11 protein-coding genes are annotated in these 12,553 nt (G+C 39.9%); 5 read left to right on the forward strand and 6 right to left on the reverse strand.

Going from position 1 to position 12,553, the window contains the following annotated elements:
* Positions 1–136 precede the first annotated feature (136 nt).
* The 4 genes from ACNS8M_RS09190 to uvrB form a co-directional block, all read right to left on the reverse strand.
* Positions 137–1,594, reverse strand: coding sequence for a glyceraldehyde-3-phosphate dehydrogenase (locus ACNS8M_RS09190; protein WP_168418170.1), 1,458 nt, complete (start codon positions 1,592–1,594; stop codon positions 137–139).
* Positions 1,595–1,942: 348 nt separating this feature from the next.
* Positions 1,943–2,866: an EamA family transporter RarD gene (rarD, locus tag ACNS8M_RS09195; protein WP_019837675.1), complete on the reverse strand. Its 924-nt coding sequence runs from the start codon at positions 2,864–2,866 to the stop codon at positions 1,943–1,945.
* A 261-nt stretch (positions 2,867–3,127) separates the two neighbouring features.
* Positions 3,128–3,736 (reverse strand): lipocalin family protein, encoded by a 609-nt coding sequence (locus tag ACNS8M_RS09200; protein WP_168525707.1) that lies wholly within the window; start codon positions 3,734–3,736, stop codon positions 3,128–3,130.
* Positions 3,737–3,901: 165 nt separating this feature from the next.
* Complete coding sequence (gene uvrB / locus ACNS8M_RS09205; RefSeq protein WP_168418168.1) at positions 3,902–5,929, reverse strand: excinuclease ABC subunit UvrB; 2,028 nt, start codon at positions 5,927–5,929, stop codon at positions 3,902–3,904.
* Positions 5,930–6,162: 233 nt separating this feature from the next.
* Between uvrB and ACNS8M_RS09210 the strand changes: the two genes are divergently transcribed.
* Positions 6,163–6,951: a hypothetical protein gene (locus ACNS8M_RS09210; protein WP_419225335.1), complete on the forward strand. Its 789-nt coding sequence runs from the start codon at positions 6,163–6,165 to the stop codon at positions 6,949–6,951.
* A gap of 57 nt (positions 6,952–7,008) precedes the next feature.
* Here ACNS8M_RS09210 and ACNS8M_RS09215 read toward each other — a convergent pair whose 3' ends face one another.
* Positions 7,009–7,188, reverse strand: a complete 180-nt coding sequence (locus tag ACNS8M_RS09215; RefSeq protein WP_168460083.1) for a hypothetical protein — start codon at positions 7,186–7,188, stop codon at positions 7,009–7,011.
* A gap of 218 nt (positions 7,189–7,406) precedes the next feature.
* Between ACNS8M_RS09215 and ACNS8M_RS09220 the strand changes: the two genes are divergently transcribed.
* The 4 genes from ACNS8M_RS09220 to ACNS8M_RS09235 all read left to right on the forward strand — a co-directional run bounded on the left by ACNS8M_RS09220 (position 7,407) and on the right by ACNS8M_RS09235 (position 11,530).
* Positions 7,407–8,642: a pyridoxal phosphate-dependent aminotransferase gene (locus ACNS8M_RS09220; protein ID WP_419224763.1), complete on the forward strand. Its 1,236-nt coding sequence runs from the start codon at positions 7,407–7,409 to the stop codon at positions 8,640–8,642.
* A gap of 260 nt (positions 8,643–8,902) precedes the next feature.
* Entirely contained in the window at positions 8,903–9,544 is a 642-nt protein-coding gene (locus ACNS8M_RS09225; protein ID WP_419224764.1) for a hypothetical protein, read from the forward strand.
* Positions 9,544–10,143: an IS607 family transposase gene (locus ACNS8M_RS09230; protein ID WP_419224765.1), complete on the forward strand. Its 600-nt coding sequence runs from the start codon at positions 9,544–9,546 to the stop codon at positions 10,141–10,143. The genes ACNS8M_RS09225 and ACNS8M_RS09230 overlap by 1 nt, the downstream gene beginning before the upstream one ends.
* Before the next feature lie 4 nt (positions 10,144–10,147).
* The gene (locus tag ACNS8M_RS09235) at positions 10,148–11,530 is read left to right on the forward strand and encodes an RNA-guided endonuclease TnpB family protein (RefSeq protein ID WP_419224766.1); all 1,383 of its coding nucleotides are present in this window, start codon (positions 10,148–10,150) and stop codon (positions 11,528–11,530) included.
* 25 nt (positions 11,531–11,555) lie between these two features.
* Here ACNS8M_RS09235 and ACNS8M_RS09240 read toward each other — a convergent pair whose 3' ends face one another.
* Positions 11,556–12,383, reverse strand: a complete 828-nt coding sequence (locus ACNS8M_RS09240) for a DMT family transporter (RefSeq protein WP_419224767.1) — start codon at positions 12,381–12,383, stop codon at positions 11,556–11,558.
* Positions 12,384–12,553 lie beyond the last annotated feature (170 nt).

The raw sequence follows: 12,553 nt of genomic DNA on the forward strand, positions 1-12,553 counted from the left end.
ATAGACTTTATTTTTGTAAGTTTAGAATAACTTATTTTGCTAAAACTTCAAATATCTATCATACGCTTTAAGCATAGAAAAAATGTATAAAAAAAGAGCCTTAAAAAGGCTCTTTTTCAAATTCTGATGTTACAAATTATGCATTTGTTTCAGCAGGAATTTTTGGATAACTTACGCCGCCCATTTGCTCAGCGATACGTAATACTTGACAGCTATAACCCACTTCGTTGTCATACCAAACGTAAGCAGTTAAACGGTTGCCAGAAGTAATGGTTGCTTGCGCGTCAAATACACCCGCAGTACGTGAACCAATGAAGTCGCTTGAAACCACTTCAGTCGAGTTGGTATAACCAATCTGACCTTGAAGGTTAGAGTGAATTGAAATTTGACGAATATATTCGTTCACTTCTTCACGATCTACTTCTTTCTCAAGCGTTAAGTTCAAGATAGCAAGTGATACGTTTGGCGTTGGAACACGTACAGAGTTACCTGTTAATTTACCTTGCAATGCAGGCAATGCTTTCGCAACTGCTTTTGCTGCACCAGTTTCAGTAATAACCATGTTCAAAGTTGCCGCACGACCACGACGATCTGCCTTGTGGTAGTTATCAATCAAGTTTTGGTCATTGGTAAATGAGTGCACAGTTTCAACGTGACCATTCACAACAGTGTATTTGTCATGCAACACTTTTAAAGTTGGTGTGATTGCATTCGTTGTACAGCTTGCTGCAGAAATAATGGTATCTTCATCAAGAATGTCAGCTTGGTTTACGCCGTAAACCACGTTCTTCATGTCGCCTTTACCTGGTGCAGTTAAAATTACGCGTGCAGCACCTGGGCATTGAAGGTGTTGAGCAAGACCTTCTGCATCACGCCATTTACCTGTGTTGTCAATGACTAAAGCATTGTTGATGCCGTAAGCTGTGTAATCTACTTCAGATGGGTTAGATGCATAGATCACTTTGATGAAGTTACCATTTGCGATAATGGCTTCATTTTCTTCATCTACAGAAATAGTGCCTGCAAACGGACCGTGAATAGAGTCACGACGTAGCAAAGATGCACGTTTTTCTAAATCACCGTCAGATGATTTACGTACCACAATAGCTTTAAGGTTTAAGCCACGACCAAGACCTGATTGACCAATGATTAAACGTGCAAGAATACGACCGATACGACCAAAACCGTAAAGAACAACATCTTTGCTTTCTACTGTTGTTGGGTTACCTGCTAAAGATTTCACAGCGTCTGCAACAAATGCATCTACATCGCCGCCTTTTTCTTTATATTCAACAGCAAGTTTACCCAAGTCAACTTCTGCTGAACCAATGTTCTCTACTTTGGTTAAAGCTTCAAGAATTGGGAATGTGTGAACAACTGAAAGTTCTACATCCATCATACGAGTACGACGGTGTGCTTTCAAAATTTGGATCACAGAACGGTTAACTAAAGAACGACCAAATACTGAAACCATGATATTTTTTTCACGGTACAACTGACCGAGTAAAGCAATCATACGTTCCGCGATTTCTTCACGGTTTTTCCAGCGACCTTGGTGCTCTGCGTGTAGGGCGATGATAGTCTCTTTGCTCACAGATACGTCCTCTAATTAATTGTATATCTAGGCATGAATTTCAAAACCCGATAATTGTAATGGAATTGTCGTCAAGATTGAATCAAAAGCTGGCATTGACCCGACTATTTTCTTATATATTCACTATAAATTCATAAAATAGTTGTAATTATTTTTGTGATTTTACTTTTTTCATTCAATGTTCAATTTTTCAGGCCAAAAACTTGGCAGGTATATTTAAGCTTCATCTGCTTTTTCTATACCTTAAATTCAAAAAAGATCATTTTTTCAAACTAAGATGTATCGGCAAACCTTTAAACCATCTTCTTTGTATTTCTACAGAAGTATGCCAATAGATTTTTAAGATATTTATCGCTCTGATTGCTGCTCTATCTTCTGCTGTAAATCTTGCTGATTCTGTTTTTGCTTTCTTAAATGCAAACAACCTTCCATTACCAGCAACGCCACCGCCAACCAAATTGGAATATAGGTCAGCCATTCCCCTGCTTCTATTCGCTCACCCAATAACATTGAGGCAAAAGCCAACAGCACAGGTTCTAAATAACTCAATAAGCCAAAAATCACAAAAGGCAAATAACGACTGGCCAAAATATAACTACCCAGCCCTAATGCACTTAAAAAACCCAGTCCCAATACCGCCCAAATTAAATGGGTAAAATTTGCAATGACTTGCAAACTGTCACTATAGACAAAGGCCAAATACAGCGAAATAGGAATCACGAGCAGCAAATCCCACCAAAAACCACCCAAGTGATCGGTTTGAAAGACACGACGTAAAAAGAAATATAAAGGATAGGCAAAAGCGACATATAAGGTTTCCCACGCCACACTGCCAATCCGCCAAATTTCGTGACTGACACCCAACACCGCCAAGGCAACTGCTGCCATTTGCCAAGTTGATAATTTTTCTTTATAGAGCACGCAACCGACCAAGACCATCACCAAGGGTAATAAGAAATACCCGAGAGATACTTGTAGACCTCGCCCGTTAATAGGTCCCCATAGAAATAGCCATAATTGCGTGGTGCATAAAAAAGAACTGGCAAGCAACCACAACAGTAAAAGTGGTTGTTGTTTAATGCGTGAAAAAATAGCGAAAATATGCTTAAAATCTCCCGACCACCACATAAATACGGTCAGGAATGGCAAGGTTGCCAACATACGCCACGCAAACGTTTCTTCGCTGTCTAAAGGCTTTAAGAGTTGGGTATAAAAGTACAACAGTCCAAAAGTGACCGATGCCAAAACCGATAATGCTACGCCTTTATACATCTACCCACTCCTGCCCAAGTGTGCATTATACCGATATTGTAATGACAGCATATTGACTGCTTAAAATTTTGCAAAGAAGTGCATCATTTTTCTACATTTTTAATAGAATTATTTTACTGCATGTTCAAATCTAAGATTTTTTTCACACATAAAAAACCACGCAGTCTGTGCGTGGTCCATCCATCTTTAAATTATTAAGCTCGCTATTTAACTGAGCAGGTTATCATGCTTTTAGCTATGGCTTAGCTCTTCTATTTCACTTTATTCTTCAGCTGACTTTTTCTTTGGTGTATGTTGGGTATAAATCACATCCCCCAAATCATAGCCCAATGATTTAGCATAATTCAGATATTCCGTAACCACAGCCTGATCGGGCTGCGCGGTGCGCGACAGTACCCATAAATATTTACGGCGTGGCTCACCTACCAATACCGTTTGGTAATCTTCATCAAGTTTTAATACCCAATAATCACCGCGTCCTACAGGTAACCAGCGTACAACTTCAGGTAAAAAGCTGACTTTAAGTTTGCTGTTAAAAGGCGCATTTTGCACAAAAGCTTCACCCAATGCGCGCATTTGTTTGCCATCTTTTCCAGTACAACGGTTATCGACCTGCACATTGCCATTTTCATTTAAGGTATAGGCTGCGGTTACATTGGAAGCACATTTATTCTGAAAATAGAGAGGTTTTCTCGCCACTTCATACCAAACGCCCAAATACTTATCTAACTCAACTTTTTCAACCGTTTTCATCGGCTCATTGGTTTTGGAATAGGCCAAAGTGGCTGCACCTAAACCTATTAGTACCGCTCCACCTAGGGCAATTTTGGCGAGTCGTGCACCTGCAAACGGGAGTTTTTTAGCAGTCATACAATACCTCTAAGCTCTAATTTTAAAGTCAATTTCATTTATCTTCTTCAAAATAACCGCAAGCTTTTCAATTTACTGTATGGATATGTAAATATTGAAACTCAAATTTACATGCACGTAGTTGGACGCATAAAGCATTTACAATAATAAGGTAAAGCTGAAGATTTAGCCCGATTGCAGCATTTGTGCTTTTAAACGCAGAATTTCATCTCTTAAACGTGCCGCCTGTTCAAATTGCAATTCTTTAGAGGCTTTTAGCATCTCTTTTTCAAGCTTAGCAATGTGTTTTGCATACAGTTTAGGATCGGCCAAAATATGCTGTTCATCGGCACTCAAAGCACGGGTTTGTGCATTGATTTTTTCATCGACCTGTTCATCATTCAGCACTTCGCCCGTATCAATTTCTTTAATGACCTGACGCACGGCACTGCGAGGTGTAATACCGTGTAAGGTATTAAATTCAATCTGTTTAGCACGACGACGGTCTGTTTCATCTATGGCTTTTTGCATAGAGTCCGTAATGCGGTCTGCATATAAAATTGCTTTGCCTTTTAAGTTACGTGCTGCACGTCCAATAGTTTGAATCAATGAACGTTCCGAGCGTAAAAAACCTTCTTTATCGGCATCTAAAATAGCCACTAAAGAGACTTCTGGCATATCCAGACCTTCACGCAACAAGTTAATGCCAACCAGTACATCATGCACACCTGTACGCAATTCGTGAATAATTTTAACCCGCTCCACGGTATCAATATCTGAGTGTAAATAAGCCACTTGAATACCGTATTCTTTTAAATATGAGGTTAAATCTTCAGCCATGCGTTTGGTTAAAGTCGTGACCAACACCCGCTCATTCAGTTCTTTGCGTATATTAATTTCTGAAAGCACATCATCCACTTGCGTCAGCACAGGACGAATTTCTATTTCAGGGTCAATCAACCCTGTTGGACGCACCACTTGCTCTACAATTTGCTGTGATTTTTCCAATTCATATTGTGCAGGTGTGGCACTCACATAAATTGTGGATGGCACGATGCGCTCCCATTCTTCAAATTTCATGGGACGGTTGTCCAACGCACTTGGCAAACGGAAACCATAATTCACCAAGTTTTCTTTACGGGAGCGGTCACCTTTATACATTGCGCCTATTTGCGGCACAGTCACGTGTGACTCATCAATAATTAGCAAAGCATCATCAGGTACATAATCAAACAAAGTTGGTGGAGCTTCGCCTGCGGGACGGCCAGACAAATGTCGTGAATAGTTTTCAATGCCATTGGTATAACCCAATTGTTGCATCATCTCTAAATCATAACGGGTACGCTGTTCTATACGCTGCGCTTCCAGCAATTTGTCGTGTTCACGGAAAAACACCAAACGCTCTTTCAACTCTTCTTTAATGGTACCAATCGCGCGTTCCAAATTATCTTTAGGCGTTACATAGTGACTTTTAGGATATATCGTCACCCGTGGTACTTTGCGTACCAATTTGCCTGTGAGTGGATCAAACCAGCGAATCGAATCAACTTCATCATCAAACAATTCTATGCGAATAGCATGCTGATCAGATTCAGCTGGGAAAATATCTAAAATTTCACCCCGAATACGGTAAGTACCACGCAAAAACTCCAGCTCATTGCGCGTGTATTGCATTTCGACCAAACGACGAATCAAATCATCCCGATTCACCCGATCTCCCTGCACCACATGCAGTAACATACTCATATAGGCATTCGGATCGCCCAAACCATAAATAGCAGAAACAGACGCCACAATAATCGCATCACGACGTTCTAATAATGCACGTGTCGCAGAGAGTCGCATTTGGTCAATGTGATCGTTAATCGCGGAATCTTTTTCAATAAAAGTATCTGAAGATGGCACATAGGCTTCAGGCTGATAATAGTCATAATAACTGACAAAATATTCAACCGCATTGTTCGGGAAAAATGCTTTAAATTCGCCATACAACTGCGCCGCCAAGGTTTTGTTATGTGCCATCACAATGGTTGGACGCTGTGTTCTGGCAATCACATTGGCCATGGTATAGGTCTTACCTGAACCAGTCACCCCCAGTAATAGCTGATCGTGATAGCCCTGTTCTATCCCTTGAACCAATTTTTCAATGGCTTGTGGTTGGTCACCCGCAGGTTGATAGTTGGTGACTAAATCGAAAGGTTGCTTATCACTCACAAATGCAGCTCTTTTGTTTGATGCGAACCTGACATTTTAGCAGAATTGCCTGCTGTCGGGGCAGCCGAATATGTAGGTAGGATGTTGCGCATCTGCATGCAAAGCTCCAATTGCTGTTTCCGCTCTGAGATGTGCTACGACTAATTTAGCGCTAAGCGCTGCTTTAAGGCTTGACCCATAGGCTATTCAAAGGCAACATGAAATTTCAGGACGACAACCATAAAAGCACACTCATGACTTACCAATATCACGACGAATCAATTATCAAAAGCCTCCCTGAAGATACTGTTTTCGTATTTGGCAGTAACATGGCAGGACAACATGCGGGTGGTGCAGCACGAACTGCCAAAGAATTTTTTGGTGCAGTAGATGGTGTGGGACGCGGTTGGGCAGGACAAAGTTTTGCCATTCCTACCATGAATGAACATTTACAACAAATGCCCCTTTCACAGATTCAGCACTATGTAGATGACTTTAAAACCTATGCCAAAAATCATCCTAAAATGAAGTATTTTTTAACTTCAATTGGCTGTGGTATTGCAGGTTATACCGTTGAAGAAATTGCCCCGATGTTTAAAGGCATTGCGCACAATGTAATTTTCCCTGCCTCATTCCGTCCTTTTGTTGAAAAAGCACTGCCTAAACTGACGCAAAAACTATTACATACCATTTACCGCGATTCAGTTATTTTCACCCCTGCCACCGATGAATTAATTGAAGTCTTGGCTTTGAGTGAAAATGAAAAAGCTTTAGCCAAAATTATACTGAACACACAAATGTACCCAACCGACAGTAATGGTCGTGATCGGGTCTTTGAAATTCAGGATATTTTGCACAACTTAAATGGTAAGGTATTTGAATTCCAGAGCAATTCTGAAGGGCCTATGCTATTTGGTGCCGCCATTTTAGCCTTATTGGAGCTGTATAATATCAATGAGCAAGACTTTAGCGATGTTTGGCATGGCGTACGTGAAATTGCACCACCGAAGCCTGCCAACAAAGCCCGTAAACATGTACGTTAATCTGATAATTTAAAATTTTAAGACCATAAAAAAATGCCACAACAATGTGGCATTTTTTTAGCGCTTACCCATAGAACGACGGGTTCCACGTGGTGGTGGCCACGTTTTATCGGCATATTGCTCAGGTTTAGGACGCACCGAATTATGCACTGCTTCATCATTATCTTGTGCTTTGTTCGGCATTGGGAATGGGAGATTCACCAATGGTTTTTTTGAAGTAGGCTGCTGCTTACTCATGACCATCACTCTAATAAAATTTGGCTTATTTTAAAGTTTTTTGCCGCATGATGCGAGAAACTTCCACATCACTTTCAATTTGAGCCAGTTTTTATAAGAAATTGGTCTAATTTGGTGATTTTTTATTAATTTGATGCAATTTTAAACGACGTAGCCATCGAATTTAGGCTAAGATAATATGCTTTTTATTTTTTTATCCCTATAAGAAGGAATATGCCGTGGACGTACGTCTCTCTGATCGTGTCAATGCCATCAAACCGTCCCCAACACTTGCTGTAACCAACAAAGCCGCTGAACTTAAAGCTGCGGGTCATAACGTGATTGGTTTAGGTGCAGGTGAGCCGGATTTCGATACACCACAACACATCAAAGATGCTGCAATTGCCGCAATTAATAACGGTTTTACAAAATATACCGCTGTTGACGGTACGCCAGGTCTTAAAAAAGCGATTATCGCAAAATTAAAACGTGACAATAATCTTGACTACCAAGCTAACCAAATTTTGGTGTCTTGTGGCGGTAAACAATCATTCTTTAACTTGGCTTTAGCTTTGTTAAACAAAGGTGATGAAGTCATCATCCCTGCTCCATTCTGGGTAAGCTATCCAGACATGGTGATCATTGCTGAAGGCGTGCCAGTGATTGTGAAATGTGGTGAAGAACAACGTTTCAAAATCACACCTGAACAATTAGAAGCAGCAATCACAGACAAAACTCGTTTAGTGGTGTTGAACAGCCCATCTAACCCTACAGGTATGATCTACACCAAAGCAGAATTAGAAGCTTTGGCTGCAGTATTACGTAAATATCCTGAAGTATTTATTGCTTCTGACGATATGTATGAGCCAATCCGTTGGGAAGATGAGTTCTACAACATTGCGACTGTTGCACCAGACCTTTATGACCGCACAATCGTATTAAACGGTGTGTCTAAAGCCTATGCAATGACTGGCTGGCGTATCGGCTATGCAGCGGGTCCTGCTAAATTGATTGGTGCAATGAAAAAAATCCAATCACAATCTACTTCTAACCCAACTTCTATTTCACAAGTTGCTGCAGAAGCTGCGTTGAACGGCCCTCAAGACGTTTTAGCACCGATGGTTGAAGCATTCAAACGCCGTCACGACCTTGTGGTAAATGGCTTGAATGACATCAAAGGTATTTCTTGCCTACCTGCAGATGGCGCATTCTATGCATACGCAAACATCAAACCATTGATTCGTGCGAAAGGCTTAAAATCTTGCACAGAATTCTCTGCATGGTTATTGGAAGAAACTGGAGTTGCCGTTGTTCCAGGTGATGCGTTCGGTTTAGGCGGTTTCATGCGTATTTCTTATGCAACTGCAGACGAAGTACTTGTAGATGCGCTTGCACGTATCAAAAAAGCTGCTGAATCAATTGAAGGCGTAGATGCAGCGATTGCTTCTATCGAAGCTGAAAAAGCTGCACAATAATCTAAACTTGTTTAGATGAACAAAAACCCACGATTCAATCGTGGGTTTTTTATTTCTAATTTCATTTTGCAACGATCACTTTAAATGCCATGCAGAGTCTCCCTCTATTTAAAAACTTGTTAGTGAGGGGCTCAACAACCCTCCCCCTAAACTGTTACTGGCATCTATACCCCAGAAAGAGTGATTGATAGCAAATAATTATATTGATAAATATAGTCAAACATATACAATTTAGGTGTTAAATTTTAAAAAAACTTGCAATGAAATACTTGACTGAAAGCTTAAAGAAAGTAGAGCAAGACCTTGCTTATTTTGTATCCCCTGAAAATAAAGATGGGTTTATTAAGGAATTTGCATCATGGGTCTATGGTGAGTGGTCAAAGAATGATTGCTATGAAACCGATATTGTAGATTTAGGCTATGATTGTTCTTCGTACCCTAAAAAAACGAATCAATCACTCTCCGATAAATGCCCCACCTATGCTGATTTTATTAATGCAAATACAGGCTTTTCTGAATGTACTCACGTTTCAGGACAAGGTATGCGCTGTCAAGAATATGAGGAAAAATTATTAGAGATTTTTGGTGATGCTTGCGCTAAAAAACTAGATGATTTAGTAGAGCCATATCAACTAGAAGTGCCTGAAAAATACAAAAAATTTGCAGAAAATATTAGTGAACTAATTTTCCTTGAAGTTGTTGATCATCATGAGGATTCAGAACTTTATGAGGTTTGTGACGATATTTTATTTAAATATAATCAGTTAGGGGTTGCATCGCAACCTTATACATGCCCTGTTGTTGGATGGGATGATGATAATGACAGAGCAATATATTGTGATGAATCCATATTCAAAGACTATACACTCGAAGATTTTAAAAAGTTAGCGGAGATTGATTAATGTATTCTCCTGCTAAATTCGGTGAAATGATTGGAAAATCAGTCAAAACATTACAAAGATGGGATGCCGAAGGCACTTTAATTGCATTCAGAAATCCTAAAAATCGTAGGTATTACACACACGATCAGTATCTTGAATATATTGGGGTAAAAGCAACCGAAGAAAAATCATCAGTAGTTGTTTATTCAAGGGTATCAAGTGTTGCTCAAAAACCTGATTTAGTTAATCAGGTGGCAGCTTTAGAAACTTTTTGTACTGCAAACGGTTATGCTATTGATGATTGGGTGTCAGAGGTTGGGAGTGGTTTGAATTATAAAAGAAAGAAATTCAATCAGCTTTTTCTTGATATTGAAATGGGTAAAGTTTCAATGCTAATAATTGCTCATAAAGATCGCTTAGTACGATTTGGTTTTGAGTGGTTTGAATCTTTTGCAGAAAGACATGGCTGTAAAATCATTATTATGAATCAAGAATCTCTATCCCCAACGGAAGAAGTAACACAAGACTTGTTAGCGATTATTCATTGTTTTTCTTCTCGACTTTACGGATTAAGAAAATACAAAGAAAAAGTTAAAGAATTAGTGAATAGTAAGGAATAACTTTTTGAAACTAACACGCATCCACCATTGTAAAAACTTGAATGTGCAAAAGTACAAACAGCTTGAGAAACAAGCTGTTTTACTTGGTCGTATTCGTAGCGAGGTGTGGGCTAAATATGGTGCTATTTCAGGTTTGAATATCAGTGACAGAGCTATTCGTGATGCGTGGATGAAAGAAAGTCGTGACTTTGGTGTTTCTGCAAATGCGTGGAAAGAAACGCTACGTGATTGCATAGGTGATATTAAAGCCTATCGAGAAGCATCAAAAGACAAAGTAAAGCAGGCGATCCGAAAACGCACCTCCTGTAATAATGAACAAAAAAGACTATACACCTTGCTTAAAAAAGATGAATGGATGACTGATAATTTCCTCCATCGTCAAATGCGTAATCACTTTAAGCATGGTGTTAATCACACACATAATCAAATTATTGTTCGTGCGGATATGTGTAAAACCTTTGAGTTAAATGGTCAATGTTGGCTTAAAGTACCAAGCCTAATCCCTCGACAAACCATTAAAATCCCATTAAATACGACTGTTGATTTTGCACCGCAAGGCACATTAAGAATTATTCTAAAAAATGGCAATATTGAAGTTCATTCAACCTATGATGCAGTTGAAACACAAGATTGTGGTCAGGAAACCGTAGGTGTTGATAAAGGGTACTCAGAAGCTTTTGTGGATTCTGATGGTGAAGTATATGGGAGTGGTCTAGGCAAGCTGATCTCAAGTGAATCAGACTACCTAAATCAAAAGTACAAACGTAGAAATAAGCTCAGAGCGATTTCTAAAGCCAAACCGCACAAGAAACAGAAAATTGAGTTAAATAATCTAGGTCGCAAGAAGCTAGATAAAAGGCAAGATGCTCAGAAAGCAAAGCTCAAGACATTGATATTTACAGCAACTCACAAGTTGGTTGATAAAGCCAAAGTGATTGTTGCGGAGGATTTAACCGCACCAATCCAAAGTAAGCGTAGCTATGGTAAAAATACCAATAGACGTTTAAACACATGGGTTAAAGGCTTATTAGCCGATGCCCTAACAGGTATATCTCACCGTAGAGGTTCTACGGTGCATCTAGTCAATTCTGCATATACTTCGCAAAGTGATTCTTTCTTGCATGGCCTTTTAATAGGTACACGTAAGGGAGATCGTTTTCACCGTTTCAATGGGGAAGTTGTGCAAGCTGATTGGAATGCTGCGAGAAACGTGCTTGCAAGATTAAACGACAATGAGATAAGTCGTTATACGCCTTACAAAACTGTAAAGCGTATATTGCAAGAACGGACTGACCGCTACAAGTCGGAACTGACCGACTCAGGCTCTAGTTACACGCTTGGCAACAAGACATTAACAGAGTGCGAATTAGTCCTTGACTATGGTTGACTACATTTTAAGGAACAGAATACTTTTATACACGCGGTTTGGTTAAAATCACCATCAAAATGCCGCAGAGCACAATCAAGCTGGCAAATAGCATCAACCATGTTAATTGCTCACCTAGAAAAATTACCCCACCTAGAATCGCCAAACTGGGCACAGAAAGTTGTACGGTACTGGCAGTAATACCATCTATTTTTTTAACAATGCTGTACCACAGCACATAAGCCCCACCCGAGGCGAACACACCTGACAACACAGCTAAAATAACACCATTCAAGCTAATAAAACTGTCTGGTAAATGCCACAGAAACAACATAGTCACTAACGGCAGCGCAAAAAGGAAATTGGACAAAGTAGCAGTCAAAGCATGCTGCATATTCTTGGCCAAGATACTATAAAAACCCCACGCAATACCTGCAACAAGCATCATCAGTGCATATTTAAACGTTGGTGCATCAGCTTCAGGCAGTAATAATAAACACATACCCAACAAGGCACAGCCTAACCCTGTCCAACGTGGCCAAGCCATGCGTTCACCATGCCAAACTGCGTAACTAATCATGGTGATTTGCACCGCACCAAACAGCAGCAAAGCACCTACACCTGCATCTATATACAAATAGGCCAAAGAAAAACCGAGAACATAAATGGCCAGACTCAGCGCAGATTTCCATTGGAATTGCAAAGGATGTTGTACCTGAAAAAAGACATACAACAATCCTAAAGCGACCACCCCACTGCCCACACGCAGCAAACTAAAACTCATAGGATCAATTTGCTGCTCTGCCAAAGCTAAGCGACAAAGCACAGAGTTTGCAGCAAAAGCCAACATGGCAATACTTATTTTGAACCACACGGCTGAATATCCTTATCAAGCTGCACTACACGATTTTATCGTATGTTTAGTTTTGAATTGCTACTATCTACAGTTAGTAGCAATTCGAACCTGCCAACTCAATTTCATTGATTGAGTTGGCAAAATTGAACGCACTAATGTGTTTATCTATACAAAGTTAAACACCCTTT

Source organism: Acinetobacter sp. A2, assembly GCF_048537555.1.
Taxonomy (GTDB): domain Bacteria; phylum Pseudomonadota; class Gammaproteobacteria; order Pseudomonadales; family Moraxellaceae; genus Acinetobacter.

Coding starts and splice junctions, on each gene's coding strand:
- ACNS8M_RS09215 (WP_168460083.1), bottom strand. CDS start 7,188: ATGAGTAAGCAGCAGCCTACTTCAAAAAAACCATTGGTGAATCTCCCA.
- ACNS8M_RS09230 (WP_419224765.1), top strand. CDS start 9,544: ATGTATTCTCCTGCTAAATTCGGTGAAATGATTGGAAAATCAGTCAAA.
- ACNS8M_RS09225 (WP_419224764.1), top strand. CDS start 8,903: ATGAAATACTTGACTGAAAGCTTAAAGAAAGTAGAGCAAGACCTTGCT.
- ACNS8M_RS09210 (WP_419225335.1), top strand. CDS start 6,163: ATGACTTACCAATATCACGACGAATCAATTATCAAAAGCCTCCCTGAA.
- ACNS8M_RS09200 (WP_168525707.1), bottom strand. CDS start 3,736: ATGACTGCTAAAAAACTCCCGTTTGCAGGTGCACGACTCGCCAAAATT.
- rarD (WP_019837675.1), bottom strand. CDS start 2,866: ATGTATAAAGGCGTAGCATTATCGGTTTTGGCATCGGTCACTTTTGGA.